This is a genomic window from Antarctobacter sp., assembly GCF_965277915.1.
In the GTDB taxonomy this organism is placed as follows: Bacteria; Pseudomonadota; Alphaproteobacteria; order Rhodobacterales; family Rhodobacteraceae; genus Antarctobacter.
This window is the reverse complement of record NZ_OZ255849.1, coordinates 3,526,819-3,544,343: the sequence shown is the minus strand read 5'-3', so window position 1 is coordinate 3,544,343 and position 17,525 is coordinate 3,526,819. Positions and strand designations below refer to the sequence as shown.

Annotated in this window: 21 protein-coding genes; 8 read left to right on the top strand and 13 right to left on the bottom strand. The window is 64.5% G+C overall.

Annotation, left to right across the window (positions count from 1 at the left end; all coding sequences use genetic code 11):
- Nucleotides 1–13: 13 nt before the first annotated feature.
- From ACQY5B_RS18215 to ACQY5B_RS18195, 5 genes are all read right to left on the bottom strand, one after another.
- Nucleotides 14–886 (bottom strand): polyprenyl synthetase family protein, encoded by an 873-nt coding sequence (locus ACQY5B_RS18215; protein ID WP_420328090.1) that lies wholly within the window; start codon nt 884–886, stop codon nt 14–16.
- Nucleotides 886–1,128 (bottom strand): exodeoxyribonuclease VII small subunit, encoded by a 243-nt coding sequence (locus ACQY5B_RS18210; RefSeq protein ID WP_420328091.1) that lies wholly within the window; start codon nt 1,126–1,128, stop codon nt 886–888. The genes ACQY5B_RS18215 and ACQY5B_RS18210 overlap by 1 nt, the downstream gene beginning before the upstream one ends.
- Complete coding sequence (locus ACQY5B_RS18205; RefSeq protein WP_420328092.1) at nt 1,125–2,048, bottom strand: histone deacetylase family protein; 924 nt, start codon at nt 2,046–2,048, stop codon at nt 1,125–1,127. The genes ACQY5B_RS18210 and ACQY5B_RS18205 overlap by 4 nt, the downstream gene beginning before the upstream one ends.
- A 99-nt stretch (nt 2,049–2,147) precedes the next feature.
- Nucleotides 2,148–2,849, bottom strand: a complete 702-nt coding sequence (locus tag ACQY5B_RS18200; RefSeq protein ID WP_305968769.1) for a response regulator — start codon at nt 2,847–2,849, stop codon at nt 2,148–2,150.
- On the bottom strand, nt 2,846–3,349 hold the full coding sequence (locus ACQY5B_RS18195; RefSeq protein ID WP_305968919.1) for a MarR family winged helix-turn-helix transcriptional regulator: 504 nt from the start codon (nt 3,347–3,349) through the stop codon (nt 2,846–2,848). The genes ACQY5B_RS18200 and ACQY5B_RS18195 overlap by 4 nt, the downstream gene beginning before the upstream one ends.
- 168 nt (nt 3,350–3,517) lie before the next feature.
- On the opposite strand from ACQY5B_RS18195, the gene ACQY5B_RS18190 reads away from it, so the two are divergent.
- The gene (locus ACQY5B_RS18190; RefSeq protein WP_305968770.1) at nt 3,518–4,390 is read left to right on the top strand and encodes a branched-chain amino acid aminotransferase; all 873 of its coding nucleotides are present in this window, start codon (nt 3,518–3,520) and stop codon (nt 4,388–4,390) included.
- Between the two features lie 49 nt (nt 4,391–4,439).
- Here the strand turns inward: ACQY5B_RS18190 and ACQY5B_RS18185 are convergent, their stop codons facing one another.
- Both ACQY5B_RS18185 and ACQY5B_RS18180 read right to left on the bottom strand, forming a co-directional pair.
- Nucleotides 4,440–5,063, bottom strand: a complete 624-nt coding sequence (locus ACQY5B_RS18185; RefSeq protein ID WP_420328093.1) for an exopolysaccharide biosynthesis protein — start codon at nt 5,061–5,063, stop codon at nt 4,440–4,442.
- Entirely contained in the window at nt 5,060–5,926 is an 867-nt protein-coding gene (locus ACQY5B_RS18180; RefSeq protein ID WP_420328095.1) for an SDR family oxidoreductase, read from the bottom strand. Before ACQY5B_RS18180 ends, ACQY5B_RS18185 begins: the two co-directional genes overlap by 4 nt.
- A gap of 185 nt (nt 5,927–6,111) precedes the next feature.
- Between ACQY5B_RS18180 and ACQY5B_RS18175 the strand changes: the two genes are divergently transcribed.
- Together ACQY5B_RS18175 and ACQY5B_RS18170 are read left to right on the top strand one after the other, a co-directional pair.
- Nucleotides 6,112–6,591, top strand: coding sequence for a transglycosylase SLT domain-containing protein (locus ACQY5B_RS18175; protein WP_420328097.1), 480 nt, complete (start codon nt 6,112–6,114; stop codon nt 6,589–6,591).
- A 46-nt stretch (nt 6,592–6,637) separates the two neighbouring features.
- Nucleotides 6,638–7,264, top strand: a complete 627-nt coding sequence (locus ACQY5B_RS18170) for a class I SAM-dependent DNA methyltransferase (RefSeq protein ID WP_420328099.1) — start codon at nt 6,638–6,640, stop codon at nt 7,262–7,264.
- Between the two features lie 17 nt (nt 7,265–7,281).
- On the opposite strand, the gene ACQY5B_RS18165 is transcribed toward ACQY5B_RS18170, so the two are convergent.
- From ACQY5B_RS18165 to ACQY5B_RS18155, 3 genes are all read right to left on the bottom strand, one after another.
- Entirely contained in the window at nt 7,282–8,037 is a 756-nt protein-coding gene (locus ACQY5B_RS18165; protein WP_305968775.1) for a class II aldolase and adducin N-terminal domain-containing protein, read from the bottom strand.
- Between the two features lie 35 nt (nt 8,038–8,072).
- Nucleotides 8,073–8,555, bottom strand: coding sequence for a hypothetical protein (locus ACQY5B_RS18160; RefSeq protein WP_420328101.1), 483 nt, complete (start codon nt 8,553–8,555; stop codon nt 8,073–8,075).
- Between the two features lie 64 nt (nt 8,556–8,619).
- Complete coding sequence (locus ACQY5B_RS18155; protein WP_420328102.1) at nt 8,620–9,039, bottom strand: VOC family protein; 420 nt, start codon at nt 9,037–9,039, stop codon at nt 8,620–8,622.
- A 79-nt stretch (nt 9,040–9,118) separates the two neighbouring features.
- On the opposite strand from ACQY5B_RS18155, the gene ACQY5B_RS18150 reads away from it, so the two are divergent.
- Nucleotides 9,119–10,603, top strand: coding sequence for an AMP nucleosidase (locus tag ACQY5B_RS18150; protein WP_420328104.1), 1,485 nt, complete (start codon nt 9,119–9,121; stop codon nt 10,601–10,603).
- Between the two features lie 134 nt (nt 10,604–10,737).
- Nucleotides 10,738–11,025 carry an HU family DNA-binding protein gene (locus tag ACQY5B_RS18145; RefSeq protein WP_305968779.1) on the top strand — a complete coding sequence of 96 codons (288 nt, stop codon included), beginning with the start codon at nt 10,738–10,740 and terminating at the stop codon, nt 11,023–11,025.
- 112 nt (nt 11,026–11,137) lie between these two features.
- On the opposite strand, the gene ACQY5B_RS18140 is transcribed toward ACQY5B_RS18145, so the two are convergent.
- From ACQY5B_RS18140 to ACQY5B_RS18130, 3 genes are all read right to left on the bottom strand, one after another.
- On the bottom strand, nt 11,138–11,731 hold the full coding sequence (locus tag ACQY5B_RS18140; protein ID WP_420328105.1) for an ImmA/IrrE family metallo-endopeptidase: 594 nt from the start codon (nt 11,729–11,731) through the stop codon (nt 11,138–11,140).
- A 123-nt stretch (nt 11,732–11,854) separates the two neighbouring features.
- Complete coding sequence (locus ACQY5B_RS18135) at nt 11,855–12,550, bottom strand: GNAT family N-acetyltransferase (RefSeq protein WP_420328106.1); 696 nt, start codon at nt 12,548–12,550, stop codon at nt 11,855–11,857.
- Nucleotides 12,551–13,942, bottom strand: coding sequence for an aminotransferase family protein (locus tag ACQY5B_RS18130; RefSeq protein WP_420328108.1), 1,392 nt, complete (start codon nt 13,940–13,942; stop codon nt 12,551–12,553).
- A gap of 369 nt (nt 13,943–14,311) precedes the next feature.
- Here ACQY5B_RS18130 and ACQY5B_RS18125 point away from each other — a divergent pair, with 369 nt between their 5' ends.
- From ACQY5B_RS18125 to ACQY5B_RS18115, 3 genes are all read left to right on the top strand, one after another.
- Nucleotides 14,312–15,313 carry a taurine ABC transporter substrate-binding protein gene (locus ACQY5B_RS18125; RefSeq protein ID WP_305968783.1) on the top strand — a complete coding sequence of 334 codons (1,002 nt, stop codon included), beginning with the start codon at nt 14,312–14,314 and terminating at the stop codon, nt 15,311–15,313.
- A 116-nt stretch (nt 15,314–15,429) separates the two neighbouring features.
- The gene (locus ACQY5B_RS18120; RefSeq protein ID WP_305968784.1) at nt 15,430–16,236 is read left to right on the top strand and encodes an ATP-binding cassette domain-containing protein; all 807 of its coding nucleotides are present in this window, start codon (nt 15,430–15,432) and stop codon (nt 16,234–16,236) included.
- Complete coding sequence (locus ACQY5B_RS18115; protein ID WP_420328110.1) at nt 16,233–17,498, top strand: ABC transporter permease; 1,266 nt, start codon at nt 16,233–16,235, stop codon at nt 17,496–17,498. Before ACQY5B_RS18120 ends, ACQY5B_RS18115 begins: the two co-directional genes overlap by 4 nt.
- Nucleotides 17,499–17,525: the final 27 nt, after the last annotated feature.

Here is a 17,525-nt window from a genome sequence, read left to right as displayed (position 1 = left end):
GCCCTCCGTCTGGTCAGGTCCGGCGCGAAATAACGAAGCGCGCGGCGTCCTGCAAGTTTCCAGCTTCGCTGCCATACACAGATAGGCAGTCGCAGGCCTCTGTCACAAGGGATTCGGCGCGGCGTTTCGCCCCGTCCATCCCCAGCAAGCTGACGAATGTGGCCTTGCCCCGGGTCGCGTCCTTGCCCACGGCCTTGCCCATCTGGGCGGCGTCGCCCTCGACATCCAGGATGTCGTCGGCGATCTGGAAGGCAAGCCCAAGTGCGCGCGCATATCCCGTCAGCGGGGCGATGTCGGCCTGTGCCATGCGCGCACCGGCCTCGGCCGACCAGCCAAAGAGCGCGCCGGTCTTGCCTGCCTGCAACGCGGTGATCTGGTCCAATTCGAGGGGCGTTGCCGCCTGTTCCGCCGCCATATCCAGCGCCTGGCCCAGCACCATACCGCGCGCACCCGACGCCCGGGCAAGGCTGTGCGCGAGATCCGCGCGCACACCTGCGTCCGGATGGCACTCTGTGCGGGTCACCAGTTCGAACCCGAGAGCCTGCAGCGCATCACCCGCCAGGACGGCGGTTGCCTCGTCCCACTTGCGGTGCACCGTCGGCAACCCGCGGCGCATGTCGTCGTCATCCATGCAGGGCAGGTCGTCATGCACAAGGCTGTAGGCATGGATGGCCTCGATGGCACAGGCGGGCCAGATCGCTTGCGCGGGTGCCATTCCATGAATGCGCGCGCCTTCCAGCACCAGATAGCCGCGCAGGCGCTTGCCGCCTGTGGCCGCATAGTCCATCGCCCGGATCACCGGCAGGTCGCCCAGGTCCGACAGGACGTGCCGAAGATGGTCCTCTATCGCGCGGGCCGCCTCTGCCAGCCCGTCCTGAAAGCCCATCAGAGCCCCTCGACCGGCTTCGTCCCCACCGGGTTGCCATCGCCGTCCAGCGTGATGGCGGCCACCTTTTCCTCGGCTTCCTTCAGCTTGTCCTCGCAGCGCTTCTTCAGCTTGGCACCGCGTTCATACAGTGAAATCGAATCTTCCAGCGCCACGTCGCCGCGTTCCAGCAGGCCTACAACCTTTTCCAGCTCGGCCATCGCCTGCTCGAAACTCATTTCCTCGACCGGGGTCTCGCTCATCTGCCCGCCTCCATCAGTAGTTCCACATGCGCCTTGCCGCTGTCGCTGAGCGCGCCAAGGTCATAGCCGCCTTCGAGGCAGGACACCACGCGTCCGCCGCATTCATCTGCCGCCAGGGCGCACAATTCACGCGTGATCCAGCGGAAGTCCTCGACCGACCATTCCAGTTGCGCCAGAGGATCGTCCTGGTGGGCGTCGAACCCGGCCGAGATGATCAGCAGTTCCGGCCGGAAGGCGCGTAGCCGCGACAGGGCAGGGGTCCAGGCCGCGCGCATCTCGGCGCCCCCCGATCCCGGCGGCAAAGGCAGGTTCTGCACGTTGTCATGGGCGCCGCGTTCCTCCGCGCTGCCCGTCCCGGGCCAGAGCGGCATCTGGTGAGAGCCGATGAACAGCGTGCGCGCCTCGTCCCACAGGAGGTCCTGTGTACCGTTGCCGTGATGCACGTCGAAATCGACAACGGCGACCCGGCTCAGACCGTGCGCCTCCAGCGCGTGTTTCGCGGCAATGGCCACGTTGCCGAAGAGACAGAAGCCCATCGGCGTCTCGCGCTCGGCGTGGTGGCCCGGCGGGCGCAATGCACAAAAGGCATTGTCTACCTCGCCGCCCAGCACCGCGTCCACTGCCGCAACAGCGGCCCCTGCGCCCCGCGAGGCGGCGCGGAAGGACCCGGGCGACATCCATGTGTCGGCGTCCAGCTGGGTATTCCCGCTGTCCGGCACGCCGCCACGGATCCGGTCGATATACCGCTGCGGGTGGCACAGCCGCAACTGCGCCTCCTCCACCTCAGGCGCGGTGCGGCGATCCAGATCCAGCCCGGCAAGCGCATGCAACAGGTGCTCGATCCGGGCCACGCGTTCCGGGTGCCCCTCGGGCGTCACATGATCCAGCGCATCCGCATGGGTGAAAAGTGCTGTTGTCATCGCGCCGCCTGCTTCTTCTCTGTCGAAATACTCAAGAACGCACCCGAAGGGCGCGACTCCGCCCCGACAAAACCGTGAAACGTCGGCCTTCGCAACCCGTCAGTCAGGCGCCAGCATGTAGCCCGCCCCGCGCACGGTCTGCAGGTAGCGCGGCTGTTTCGGGTCGGCCTCCAGCTTGCGCCGCAACCTCGTGATCTGCACGTCCACGGCGCGTTCTTGGGCCTGACCCTTGTCCCGGCCCAGTTCCTCGACCAGTTTCGCGCGGCTGAGCGCTTCTCCCGGGCGGGCGGAAAAGATCCGCATCAACTGGCTTTCGGTGGCGGTGAGGCGGACCATCTCCTCGCCCTGCCACATCTCGCCGCGCTCGATGTCATAGCGGAAATTTCCCAGGGTCATCAGCTTGGGCGCGCTGTCCTCGGCGCTGGGTTCGGGCAACCGGCGCAGGATCGCGTTGATCCGCAGCAACAGCTCCTTGGGCTCGAAGGGCTTGGCGAGATAGTCGTCGGCCCCGGCCTCCAACCCCTTGATGCGGTCCTCGGTTTCCGACCGCGCCGTCAACAGCAGGATCGGGGTCTGAGAGGTGTCCCGGATGCTCTGGGTCAGGCTGATGCCGTCCTCGCCGGGCATCATGACGTCGAGGATGATCATGTCGAAATCCAGCCCCGACAACAGCCGCCTGGCGTGCGCCGCGTCGCGGGCGGCGGTCACCAGGAAACCGTTGCGCACAAGGAACTTCTGCAGCAGCCCCCGGATGCGTTCGTCATCGTCCACGATCAGCAGATGGGCGTCGTTCTCGGTCATCCCCGGCCTCCCCTGAGCTTGTGGTACTGCCGACGCAGCTCCGGGTCCATCATGGCTTCCAACACCCGGCGAAACCCGGCGACGGCCTCGGGGCCGGCATCGCGAAAGGCGGCGCGCATTCGCGTCCGCTGCGCATCCGACAGTTCCCGTTCCAGCGCCTCGCCGGCCTCTGTCAGGTACAGATGCCGTTCCCTCTTGTCCGTGCGACCGACCTGGCTTTGGACAAGCCCATCCTCGATCAGGGTGCGCAGCACGCGGTTGAGCGATTGTTTCGTCACGCCCAGGATGGTCAGCAGGTTGTTCACCGTGGTGCCGGGCGCGGTCTGGATGAAATGCAGCGCGCGGTGATGTGCCCGACCATAGCTGAGCCCGTCCAGGATCCTGTCGGGATCGGCGGTAAAGCCCCGGTAGGCAAAGAACATTGCCTCTGCGCCCTGTCGCAACTGCTCGTCGGTAAGGAAAAGCAGGGTCTCGCCCTGCGGGCTGCGCCCCTCTGACATGGTTCCCTCTGCCCCTTGCTGGTTTTGGTCCATTTTAAGTCAGCCTTGTTGACATTCCAAGAGTCAACTGGTAGCGAGTCGCAGATTTAGCGCAACTTTATGCCCGCTCCGGACGCATTTCGCGCAATAATCGAAAAATTTGGCCCGCTGCACATGAGGAGAGAGAAGATGGCAGATGGAGCATATGACGATCGCGACGGCAAGATCTGGCTGGATGGTCAGATGGTGGACTGGCGGGCGGCAAATGTGCACGTACTGACCCACGGGCTGCACTACGCCAGCTCTGTCTTCGAGGGCGAGCGGTGCTACAACGGCAAGATCTTCCTGTCCCGTGAACATTCGGAGCGCCTGCATTTCTCGGCCCGCGAGCTGGATTTCGAAATCCCCTATACCGTGGATGAGATCGAGGCCGCCAAGGTGGCCGTCCTCGCGGCCAACGGGTTGACCGATGCCTATGTCCGTGCCGTGGCGTGGCGCGGTGCCGGGCCTGACATGGGGGTCGCCTCGGCGCGCAACCCCGTCCGGGTTGCCATCGCGGCCTGGTCCTGGGGCAACTACTATGGCGATGCCAAGATGAAGGGCGCCAAGCTGGACATTTCCAGGTGGAAGCGCCCCTCGCCCGAGACGATCCCGGTCCACGCCAAGGCCGCCGGCCTGTACATGATCTGCACCACGTCGAAACACGCGGCAGAGGCCAAGGGCTGTTCCGACGCGCTGTTCATGGATTATCGCGGCTACGTTGCCGAGGCGACCGGCGCCAACATCTTCTTCGTCAAGGACGGAGAGGTGCACACGCCCAAGCCGGACTGCTTTCTCAACGGCCTCACCCGTCAGACGGTCATCGGGATGCTGCAGGACAAGCAGATCAAGGTGCATGAACGCCATATCATGCCCGAAGAGATGGAAGGCTTTGAACAGTGCTGGCTGACCGGCACCGCCGCCGAGGTCACGCCCGTGGGCCAGATCGGCGATTTCAACTTCGAGGTTGGCGCGATGACGCGCGAGATCTCGGAAGACTACGAGAAGCTGGTCCGCAGCTGAGCCTGCCAATCCGGACACGCACATGCGGCGCCCCATCGGGGCGCCGTTTTCATATCAGGCCCGACCAGATCGAGCCGAGGATCAGCACCAGAATACCGGCCTGCACATAGCCCGCCAGCAGGTAGATGCCGTCACGGGTCATCACTCCGAACATCAACATGGATACGGCGCCGGCAAAGAACGAGGTCACGAAGGGCAGCAGTTCAAGGATCGGCCAGGAAATCGCGATCAGCGTCACGGCGGCAAAGGCAACGGGCCGCAGGGCGCGCGAACTGAGCAATCGCAGGCGCCCGCTGCTGTGCCGATCCATCCAGCCTGCGGGTTTGCTGAGCCAGTTGATGGCGCGGTTCATCTTGCGCGCGCTGATGCTGCGCCGGCACAGGAATTGCGGCAGCCAGAGGTGCCGCCGCCCCAGCAGCGCCTGTATCGACACAAGGATGGTGATCAGCGCACCGATGGTCGGTGTGCCGGGGATCCCCGACACGGGCGAGACCAGAACGATGGCCACGACAAGGATCACCGCAACGAAGGATTGATCTCCGACGCGGCTGAGAACCGTCTCGACAGAGATCCTCTCGGCCCCGTCTTCGGGGCGCATCGCCTCGAGCAGTTCACCCAGGCTTTGCGGATTGCGCACAGTTTCGGAGTCCGGCGCCTCTCGGGCGTCCTTCATTCTCCGGACGCCTGTTCGGCGGCCAGAATGGCTGCCAGAGCGCTCTGGTAATCGGGGTAGCGCAGGGTCACGCCCAGTTCCTCCTTGATGCGTGCGTTAGAAACGCGCTTGCTTTCGCCGTAGAAACTGCGTGCCATCGGGCTGAGTTCCGCCTCTTCGAAAGGGACCTCGGGCGGGATCGGCATGCCCAGCATCTCGGCGGCGCAGGCGATCACGTCCTGCGGCGGGGCAGGGGCATCGTCGCACAGGTTGTAGGCCGCGCCGGGATTGGGCCGCGCGATGGAGGCGCGCAGAACCTGTGCGATATCCTCGACATGGATGCGCGAAAAGACCTGGTTCGGCTTGATGATGCGGCGCGCGGTGCCTTTGCGCAGCTTTGCGAAGGGGCCGCGTCCCGGACCATAGATGCCGGCAAGGCGGAAGATGTGCAGGGGCAGGCCGGGCACGGCTGACCAGGCGTTTTCGGCCTCGACCCTCAGTTGCCCGCGCCGCGTGGCCGGGGCGAGGGGCGTTTCTTCTGTCACCCATCCGCCCTGGTGGTCGCCGTAGACCCCGGTCGTCGACAGGTAGCCCGCCCATTCGATGCCGGGCGCGCGCTCTTCGATGGCGGGGCCGACCAGTCTCAGTGCCGGATCGCCCTCGGCGTCGGGGGCGGCGGACATCAACAGGTGAGTTGCGCGGCCAAGCGCCTCTGTCACCGCCTCCGCCTGCCAGAGGATTGCGGAAATGCCGGTGGCGCGCATGGCCTCCAGCTTGGCGGGATCGCGTGTCGTGCCGATCACCTCCCACCCCTCGGACAGGAGTAGCGGCGCCAGTGCCCGCGCGGAAAATCCGTGGCCAAGAGAGAGCAGGGTCTTTGTCATGCGCCCTAGGTGGCGCCGCGCGCGTCAAGATGCAAGTCTTGACGCGATGTCGCGGCATGGTTGATGGTTCGCGCTGTGTCGCCGATCCTCGGTTGCGTGGCGGGCTTTTGCCGACGCGCCGTCAGCGGACTCGCGCCGGGCAAGTCCGCGCGCTACGAGGTTTCGAACCTTTCGGAGAAACCTGCATGCTGGCCCGTCGCCTGTTCCTTTTGTCAGCTCTTGCCACCGTCGCCGCCTGTTCGACCGGGCGGCGTGATCCTGTCGTGGCCGATCCCGCGCCACGCGCCATCCCGCTGCATCCGAACGAAACGCCGGAACTGCGCGCCAAGATCAACCGCTGGGCCGATCACTACGAGCTGCCCCGGGGGCTGGTGCATCGGTTGGCCATCCGCGAAAGCACCCATAACCCCGCCGCGCGGGCCGGACCTTATTGGGGCCTGTTGCAGATCCTGCCGCAGACCGCCCGCACGATGGGGTTTCGGGGCAAGAACAGCGACCTTCTGGATGCGGACACCAACCTGAAATACGGACTGAAATACCTCAAGGGCGCCTATATCGTGGCGGATGGCGACTGGGACGCCTCGATCAAGTGGTACGCGCGGGGCTATTACTACGAGGCCAAGCGCAAGGGCCTGCTGTACGAAACCGGGCTGCGGACGCGCTGAGCCGGGGGGTGGACACTGCGGGGCAGGCGCGACTAGGTTCTGGCCCATGCAGAATAATCCCGATCTGGAGGCGGCCTTCGCGCTGCAAACCCCCGACGAAAACCGCAGGCTCTACGCCGAGTGGGCGGCGACCTACGACGACGAATTCGCCATGGACATGGACTACATGCTGCCGCTGCACGTTGCAGAGGCCTATGCCGCTGCGGGCGGGCAGGCGCCGGTGCTCGACCTTGGTGCCGGAACCGGCCTCCTGGGCGCGGCGCTGAAGTCGTCCGGCATTGGCCCGGTGCACGCCACCGACCTTTCGCAGGAGATGCTGGACGTGGCCGGCGCAAAGGGCCTTTATGCGCATCTGTTTACCGGCAACCTGCTGGACCGCCTGCCGGTCGAGGACGGCGCCTATGCGGGCGCGGTCAGCTCCGGCACCTTCACGCACGGTCATGTCGGCCCCGAGGCGCTGGACGAGGTGCTGCGCGTCGTGCGGCCCGGCGGGGTGGTGGCGCTGTCGATCAATGCGGAACATTGGGAGGCCAAGGGCTATGACGCCCACCTTGCGAAACTGGGGCCGCGGATTGCCGATTTGGCGGTGCGCGACGTCCGCATCTACGGGCCGGAAGCCACCGGCCCGCATGCGCAGGATCTGAGCCGGGTGGTGACATTCACCCGGGCCTGATGTTCCGGCCCTGATGATCAGCTGGCGTAGTCCGAGCCTTCCTCGTCGAGGATGGCCTTGAGTTCGTCCAGGTGGTGATGATCGCCTCCGGGGTAGTCCTCGATCTCGCGGGCGGTCTTTTCGGCCACCTCGTCGCTGAGGATATCCAGCGGCTGCCCGGTCTGCAGCGCGGTGACATAGATCTGCGCCGCGCGTTCGAACATGTACATCCGGTTGAAGGTCTCGGCCACGGTGTCACCGATCACCATGATGCCGTGGTTGCCCATCACCAGCGTCTTGACCTTCGGGTCGGCCATCAGTTCGGCGCAGCGCTTGCCCTCTTCCTCGAAGGCCAGACCACCGTACTGGTCGTCCACCGCCTGCCGGTTGAAGAACATCGCCGCGTTTTGATCCAGCGGCGGCAGGCGCTTGTCTTTGAGGCAGGCCAGCACCGTGGCGTGGATCGAATGGACGTGCATCGCGCAGCGCGCATGCGGGCAGGCGCGGTGCAGCCCACCATGCAGTCCCCAGGCGGTCGGGTCGGGTGCGCCGGGGCGGTTCAGTGTCTCGGGATCGTTGGCATCCACCACCAGCATGTCCGAGGCCTTGATGCGCGAGAAATGCTTGCGGTCCGGGTTCATGAGGAACTTGGTGCCATCCTCGTTGATGGACAGGCTGAAGTGATTGGCCACAGCCTCGTGCATGTTCAGACGGACGGTCCAGCGAAAGGCGGCGGCCAGATCCACGCGTTCCTGCCAATGGTCGATATTGGCGATGTTCTGCGGTGCGTTCATAAGGGTCCCCCGGTTAGCGTTACCGCGCGACCCTATCAGCGCCCGCAGCGTGCGCGCAACGTGTCGTAGGCCCGCTGTGCGTCCCGGGTCTCCCACTGGCCCTTCAGCACGTTCATGTCGCCCGCATCGGCGAGGTGGACCTCGAACCCGACCTCGGTGCTGTCAAGGATGGTTTCGACAAGGCGCTCGGGGGAATCGCGATACGTCCAGGCCCATTCCCCGCGCGAGCGGAACAGCACCTTGCGTGGGCCAAGGAGCAGCGCGTGATCGGCGGTGTCGTCGAAAACGGACCCATCGGCAAAGTCGATGAACATCGACACGCTTTCGTCCAGATCAACGGTCAGCATCAGGCGGTCGTTTCCGGGCAGGCGGGTGTTCGTGGCCATCCAGCAGTATCCGCGGTCTTCGAAAAGCGCCCAATTCGCGATCCGGTCATGGCGCGTGATCTCGTCCTGGGCAGATGCTGGCAGGGCAGTGCAGGCAAGGCCCGTCAGGACAAGCAGAACGCGGCGAAACATCTTTCGATTCCCCTTGGGCTATGCGCAGGTAGATCCTAGCGACAGGAGCGGCCCGGGCAAAGCCTCAGAGCGGACGCGACGGCACCCATGCGTAGCCGTCGGGGCAGATGAGATAGGTTTCGCGCAGGCCGTGCGGCTTGTCCGTTGGCGGCTGCATGATCAGCATGCCGTTGGTTTCTGCCCGGGCGGCGGCCTCGTCGGGATCGCTGTCGTACAGGCGCAGTTCCGCCCCGGCGCCGCGCGGCCCGGCCTCGGGCAGGAAGGACAGGTAAGGATTCGCAGAATAGGTGCCGTCCGCATGCAACTGGAACACCGCCGAGCCGTAGCGGACTATGGCGAAATCCGCGCTGACCCGATGTGCGGTCATGCCAAAGACCGCTTCCAGCATGGCGCATTGCTGGCGCACGTCGCGCACCAGCAGGTTCAGGCCCATGCCGCGCAGCGAGCCGCCGAATTCCTCGGCCGAAACGGTCTCGTAATCCATGTCAGCACCTCTGACCTTTTCCCCAACTTGAACCCGGCGGGCTTACCTGTCAACCTCCGGCCAAAATCAGGGGGTGGTGATGCAGGACACGGCGCAGAATCTAGAGATCGTCACGCCCGATGTGCCGGGTCAGGAAAGCTTTGACGACGCAGACCGGGCGGTTGAACGGCTGTGCGAACTCTACGACGCGGCGGCGGTTTTCCTGCGCGACGGTTTCCTGAAGGCGATGACGGACGGGCACCCGGGCGTGCGCCTGCGAGCCTATTACCCCGAGATCCGGCTGACCACGACGCGCTTTGACAAGATCGACAGCCGTCTCAGCTTTGGTCATGTGACACAGCCGGGCACCTATGCAACCACGGTCACGCGCCCGCATCTGTTCCGCAATTACCTGTCGCAGCAGATCAGCCTCTTGCTGAGCAACCACGGGGTCAAGATCCGCATCGGGCTGTCGGCCACGCCCATGCCAGTGCATTTCGCCGTGGCCAATTTCCCCGACGTGACGGTCCCGCAAGAGGGCGCGGCGAATTTCGCGCTGCGTGACGTTTTTGACGTGCCGGACCTGACTACTACCAACGATGACATCGTTAACGGCCAGGCGCAGCCCGCCGCCGATGGGACACTGCCCTTGGCGCCCTTTACCGCGCAACGGGTGGATTACTCTCTGGCGCGGCTGGCGCATTATACCGCGACCAGCCCCGAGCATTTCCAGAACCACGTCCTGTTCACCAACTACCAGTTTTACGTCGACGAGTTCGAGGCCTACGCCCGCGCCATGCTGGCCGATCCCGACAGTGGCTACACCAGCTTTGTCAGCACCGGCAACGCCGAGATTACCGACCCGGACGCGCCCCTGCTGTCGCCCGAGCGGATGCCCCAGATGCCCACCTATCATCTGAAACGGGGCAAGCAGGCAGGGATTTCCCTGGTCAACATCGGGGTGGGGCCGTCCAACGCCAAGACTGCGACGGACCATATCGCCGTGTTGCGCCCGCACGCATGGCTGATGGTGGGGCATTGCGCCGGGCTGCGGAATTCGCAGTCGCTAGGCGACTACGTTCTGGCCCATGCCTACCTGCGCGAGGACAAGGTGCTGGACGACGATCTGCCCGTCTGGGTGCCGATCCCGGCGTTGGCCGAAATCCAGATCGCGCTGGAAGACGCGGTCGAGGCCGAGACCGAACTGAGCGGGTTCGACCTCAAGCGCGTGATGCGGACGGGCACCGTTGCCTCGTTGGACAACCGCAACTGGGAGTTGCGCGAGAACGCGGGCCCGGTGAAACGGCTCAGCCAGTCGCGGGCCATCGCGTTGGACATGGAAAGCGCCACGATCGCGGCCAACGGGTTCCGGTTTCGTGTGCCCTACGGCACCCTGCTCTGCGTCTCTGACAGGCCCCTGCATGGAGAGCTGAAATTGCCCGGCATGGCCTCGGATTTCTACAGAACACAGGTCAGTCGGCACCTTCGGATCGGGATTCGTGCAATGGAAGCCTTGCGCGACATGCCGCTGGAACGTATCCACAGCCGGAAACTGCGCAGTTTCGAAGAGACTGCTTTCTTGTGACGTAGCGGAAACGGGCACAAAATGCATAATATAAGGGCCTGACCTGCCCCTAATCGTTGTGTTTTACCCCCATATCCGGTTTTATGTCGGATCAGAGGCCCAAGTAAGAGACGGGCGGTGAAGGAGACCATGAAATGGCGAAACCGATGACCAAGACCCAGCTGGTGGCAGCACTGGCTGAAAAGATGGAAGCGGACAAGAAAACGGCCGGCGCGGCGCTCGACGCGATCGGCGAAATCATCACGGCCGAAGTGGCCGGCGGCGGTGCCGTGACCCTGCCCGGCGTGGGCAAGATCTATTGCCGTGAGCGCCCCGAGCGCATGGTGCGGAATCCCGCCACGGGCGAGCAGTTCAAGAAAGAGGCTGACAAGCAGGTCAAGGTGACCATCGCCAAGGCTCTCAAGGACAGCGTGAACGCCTGATCCCGGTGCGGCCCTTGCGGGGCGCCTCCGGGGCCATGGTTCCGGCAGGAATCCACCGGCAGAAATCCACAAAGGGTCGCCTCGGCGGCCCTTTGTCTTTTTTGGGCTGCTTCTATCTGGTCGGCGTGTCGGGCGGCGGCGTCCAGTCGTACTTGTGGGTGCCTGGCTCCTCCATCGGGATGTCCAGCATGGTGGCCCGTTCATAGACGACCTGCGTCGGCACGTTCAGCGTGTCGGCGACCAGGTTTGCCCGCCCCTCGTACCAGAGGCTGCAGAACTCCTCGCGCGGCATCAGCAGCATCCGGGCAAAGCGCATCGCCTCTTTCTGGGCGCTGCGGTCGGAAGGGCGGTGCAGGGCCTGTATCCCGCAATGCGGATGCGCCTCACGCGTGGTGGGAACATGCATGAGCCAGTGTCCGACCCCCATCGCGGCGATGAACCTGTCCTGACGCGGCTTGCTTTTCCTGGGCAACCAGATGCAGGCCTTACGGTCCTGGGGGACGTCCAGCAGGATCTCGTGCGGGGGACCGGAATATTCCAGATCGACGTTCAAGGCCCGGCACAAGGGATCCAGCGGCCCGCCGTCGCGCAGGGTCAGGCCGGGTGTCTGGGACATCATGTCGTCTATGAGGTCCTCGATCTCGACATCGGTGAGGCCGGTCGCCATCGGCTCGACATAGGCATAGGATGGATATCTGGACGGCATGGCAGCCTCCGCTTGGGCAAATCGTCGGGTTCATCGGCCAGTTTGCGGATTTCTGTCACGCAAAGGGTTTCCAAACCCTCAAGAGGGGCCCGGTCCCATAAGATTGCAGGTTCTTTCCCGCTGTCAGCCCTTGGCGCCGGCGTTCAGCGATTGTCGCTGGCGCCCGTCGGCGTCGAAATTCGCCGGGGCCAGCCATGCCTCGAAGGCGTCACGCCGCGCGGGCCATTCGCGGTCGATCACCGAATACCAGGCGGTGTCGCGGTTGCGGCCCTTGTAGACCAGTGCTTGCCGGAAAATGCCCTCGAAGGTAAAGCCCAGCCGCAGCGCGGCCCGGCGCGACGGCGCGTTCAAGGCGTCGCATTTCCACTCGTAACGGCGATAGCCGAGGTCCTCGAAGACATGGCGCATCAGCAGGTATTGTACCTCTGTTGCCGCGCGGGTGCCCTGCAACGCAGGCGAAAAGTGGATGAAGCCGACCTCGATGGAGGCGGCCTGCGGGTTGATCCGCAAGAGAGACAGGAAGCCGACGGGCCGGTCATCGACCAGCACCGTGTAAAACAGCGGATCGCGGCTGCTGGCCTTGGTCGCCGTCCAGGCGCGGGCCGCGTCACGGTCGGCAAAGGGTGTTTCCTCGCCCAGGTAGGTCCAACCGGCTGGATCGGTGAAAACCTCGAAGAAACCGTCGGCATGATCCACCGACAGCGGCACCAGCGTCGCAAGTTCGCCGCGCAGCGAGGTGTGCGGGGGCAGCGGGCGGGGCAGGTCCAACTCGACGGGCAGCCCGATGGGCTGCCCGTATTCGTTCAGGCGATGGTCCATTCAGCCAAAGACGCGGCCAATCGCGCCGTCCACCGCCGAGACAATCTGGTCGATGTCGTCCTTGGTGGCGATCAGAGCAGGCGAGAAACACAGCGTGTTGTTGCGGCCCGGCACGGACCGGTTGGTGGCCCCGATGATGACGCCCTGACCCATGCAGTCGCCCACGACCGCCTGAACCTGTGCCTCGGGCACCGGTTCCTTGCTGCTGCGGTCGGTGACCAGTTCGGCCCCCAGGAACAGGCCCTTGCCGCGCACGTTCCCGATCACCGCGTGGCGGTCGGCCAGCGCGTTCAACTGATCGGTCATGTAGTCGCCCATCGCGGTGGTGTTCTCCAACAGGCCCTCGTCCTCGATGATTGCCATGTTCTCGATCGCGGCGGCAGGCCCGGCGGTGCAGCCGCCAAAGGTGGAAATGTCGCGGAAATAGTTCAACGGATCGTCGGCATCGTCCTTGAACATCTGGAAGACTCGTTCCGAGGTCACGCAGCAGGCGATGGCGGCATAGCCCGAGGCCACGCCCTTGGCCATCGTCACGAAATCCGGTTCGATCCCGTAGTGTTGATAGCCGAACCATGTGCCGGTGCGACCGACACCGCAGACCACCTCGTCGATGTGCAGGAGGATGTCGTACTTGCGGCAGATCTCCTGCACCTTCTGCCAGTACCCCTCGGGCGCGGGGATCACGCCGCCACCCGCCGTCACCGGCTCGAGGCAGAGACCGCCGATCGTGTCGGGCCCCTCGGCCAGTATCACCTGCTCGATCTGGTCGGCGGCCCATTCGCCGTAGTTCTCGGCGGGCGCGCCGTCCTGCTCGTGCTTGCGGTATTCCAGACAATGCGGCACGCGCACGAAACCCGGGGTGAAGGGGCCGTATTGCGCGTTGCGCTCATCCTGGCCGCCGGCTGACAGGCAGGCGATGGTGGTGCCGTGATAGTCACGGTCCCGGTACAGGATCTTGTGTTTCTTGCCGCCATGCCGCTTGTGCGCGATCTGGCGGATCATCTTGAAGGCCTTCTCGTTCGCCTCGGAGCCGGAATTGGTGTAGTAGACGCGGGTCAGGCCCGGCATCTTTTCGATCAGCTTCTCGGCAAACAGCGCGCCGGGCACCGAACCGGCGGCCCCGGCAAAGTAGTTGACCCGCATCAGCTGGTCATAGACGGCCTTGGCGATGCGTTCCCGCCCGTAACCCACGTTGACGGTCCAGACACCGCCGGACACGGCGTCGAGATGTTCCTTGCCCGCCTGGTTCCAGACGCGCATGCCCTTGCCCTCGACGATGATGTTCGGGTCCTTGCTGTCGAATGCCTTGTGTTGCACGAGGTGATGCCAGACATGCGCCTTGTCGGCCTCGACAACATGGCTGAGGTCGTTCTGGGAATAGGTTCCATCCATGCTCTTGCCCTCCTTGGGTCATCTTGCCGGTCTTGCGCGGAATGCTAGCACATGAGCCAGATTAATGGGCAGCCGTTAGGGCCAGATGCGAGGCGCATATAGGGCCAGTTGCGGTGCAAAACGGATGTCCCGGGCCTGCGTGTACAGGGTTTTGCGCGACTTTCCAGTGAGTTGAATTGATTTACCTTTCCGAAATGAGCAGGCTGTTGCTGCCAAATCGGCCAGGCATCCGGGAAAAACCGTTGATCCGTTGCCCATTTTCCGTTCCGAATTGACCAGAGCGCCCGGCACGAGGCGCCGCCGAGCGCACATTTGCGTGCGTGAAGACGCGCCGCACCAGCGGCGGCAAGACAACACGGGAGAAGCGAAATGACATTGAAGAACACCCTCAAGGGCGCCGCTGCGGCGTTGGCCGTGATGGCAGGCACCACGGCCGTTTCCGCGCAGGAGATCACCGTGGGCTATTTCCTGGAATGGCCGATGCCCTTCCAGTACGCCAAGGCGACCGGCATGTACGACGAGGCGATGGACGTCACCATCAACTGGGTCAGCTTCGACACCGGCACCGCCATGTCTGCTGCGATGGCCTCGGGCGACGTGCAAATGTCGGTCAGCCAGGGCGTGCCGCCCTTCGTTGTGGCAACCTCGGCCGGGCAGGATCTGCAGATCCTCGACGTGGCGGTCAGCTATTCGGACAACGACAACTGCGTCGTGCTGGAAGCGCTGGAAATCGACAAGGATTCGGCGATCGAACTGGAAGGCAAGAAGGTCGCCGTGCCGCTGGGCACCGCCGCGCATTACGGTTTCCTCAAGCAGATGAGCCACTTCGGCGTCGATATCACCACGATGGAAGTGGTCGACATGGCGCCGCCGGACGGGGCCGCTGCGCTGGCACAAGGTTCGGTCGACATGGCCTGCGGCTGGGGTGGCAGCCTGCGCCGCATGATGGAACACGGCAACATCCTTCTGACCGGTGCCGAAAAGGAAGACCTGGGCATTCTCGTCTTCGATGTGACGTCCGGCCCCGCAAGCTGGGTGGCCGAGAACTCGGACCTGGTTTCGGATTTCCTGGCGGTGACCGCAGAAGCCAACGCCATGTGGGCGGACCCGGCGAACCACGCCAAGATGCTGCCCGTCATCGCAAAGGACGCCGGCATGGACGTGGATGCGACCGAGGCGACGATCTCGACCTTCGTCTTCCCCTCGGTGGATGATCAGCTGACGGCCAAGTGGCTGGGCGGCGGCGCGCAGGAGTTCATGAAGGGCGTGGCTGACGTCTTTGTCGAGGCCGGCTCCATCGACGCCGCTCTGGACAGCTATGACGCCAACGTCAACACCGGTCCGCTGAGCTCGGCTGCGGGCGGCATGTAAGACCCGGGCCCCGGGGTCGCACCTGCCACCCCGGGGCCACGCGCTCACCCCAGAGATCTTGCACGGCGGGCAAACCCTGGCGGACCCGCAGCCGGATCCAACCGGAAGGCCCCACCATGAGCGGACTCTCCATCGACAACCTGTCCATGCGCTTTGACCTGCCCAACGGGACATCGGTCCAGGCGCTCAAGGACGTTTCACTGCAACTGGCCGAAGGCGAACTGATGAGTGTGCTGGGGCCATCCGGCTGCGGCAAGACCACGCTCTTGAACATCGTCGCGGGGTTCCTTGCCCCGACCGAGGGGGCGATCACCCTGAACGGTCACCTGGTCAAGGGGCCGGATGCGGAACGCGGCATGGTGTTCCAGCAAGGCGCGCTGTTCGAATGGATGAACGTGCGCGACAACGTCAGTTTCGGCCCCCGCATGGCGGGCAAGCGGGAAAAGGACTGGGGCCAGCATGTGGATCACCTGCTGGACGTGGTCGGCCTGCGCGACTTCAAGGAAAAGGCGGTCTACGAATTGTCGGGCGGCATGCAGCAGCGCGTGGCTCTGGCCCGTTGCCTGGCCAATGACCCGGACGTGATCCTGATGGACGAACCGCTGGGCGCGCTTGACGCGCTGACCCGGGAAAAGATGCAGGGGCTGGTGCTGAAGCTCTGGAAGGAGACCGGCAAGACCATCATCCTCATCACCCATTCGGTCGAAGAGGCGTTGCTGCTGGGTGAACGCCTGCTGGTCATGGCGCCGCGCCCGGGCCGCATCCACCGCGAATACCGGCTGCCCTTTGCCGACATGGGGGTGAATGCCGACCTGCGCGAGGTCAAGAAACACCCCGATTTCGGGCAACGACGCGAAGAGATCCTGGGCATGATCTGGGACATGGAAGAAGAAATCATGGGGCGGGCGGAGGAAAGCGCATGATCGTCTTTGCCATCTACATCGCGATCTTCGTCGCGTCTTTCCTGATCGTGAAATTCGTCGTCCACAAGACGGTGACGGATTACACCTCGCTCAAGACAGTGACCTTCGGCGACGAAAGCGCCGTGACCCCCAACCGCATTGCCAGCGTCATCTCGGTGCTGTCGATCTTCCTGCTCTGGGGGGCATTTACCGGATCATCTTATGTGCCGCGCTTCCTGCACGCGCCGGGGCCCTTCATAGGCGACGCGGTCTTCACCTATACCGCAGAGGCGGAAGGGCAGGCGCCGGACGATGCCACCGTGACCGTGCGCGTTTTCGAGGTCGGAACGGACGTCGACGATCCAGAGGTCGCGCCGGGAGACGGCTGGGCCAAGAACGACGTCGACACGGTGGGTGCCTGGCGGTCGGGCCTGATCCGCGTGGACCGCAATGACGAGTTCGGTCGCGACGAGGGGCACACGGTTGTCGCCGTCAACGGTGAACCCATCGCCCCGGGTCAGTCCGTTCAGACGGAATTCGGCCGGGTCGGCATGTCACCCAAGGGCACGCTGAACTTCGAACCCGCCAAGGGCTGGCAGATGGAACCGATCTGGCTGCCCCCACCCGAGGCCGTTCTGGCCCGCCTTGGCGAGATTGCCGGCGACGGTTACCGCGACTCGACGCTTTGGGAGCATCTCGGCTATTCGCTGTTCCGGGTTGTTGTCGGGTTCTTCTTTGGCGCGCTGGTGGGCATCCCGCTGGGCTACGCCATGGGCCTCAGCAACTGGTTCCGTGGCTGGTTCGATCCGATCGTGGAATTCATGCGCCCGGTGCCGCCGCTGGCGCTGATCCCGCTGGTCATCATATGGGCGGGCATCGGAGAGGTCGGCAAGATCATCCTGCTGTTCCTTGCGGCGCTCTGGATCATGGCCATCGCGGCGCGGGCCGGCGTCTCTGGTGTGGCGATTTCCAAGGTGCACGCGGCCTATTCGCTGGGCGCGTCGAAATTCCAGATCATGCGGCATGTCATCGTGCCCAACTCGCTCCCCGAGATCTTTACCGGCGCGCGGGTGGCAATGGGGGTCTGCTGGGGAACGGTCGTCGCCGCCGAACTGGTGGCGGCGGAAAAGGGCGCGGGCATGATGATCATGGTGGCGTCGAAATTCCAGCTGACCGACATCGTCATCATGGGAATCATCCTGATCGGCGTGATCGGGTTCGGTATCGATATCCTGATGCGCATGGCCGAAAAAGCGCTGGTTCCCTGGAAAGGGCGCGTGTGAGGTATGCAGCGACGGCGCCAACGGCGC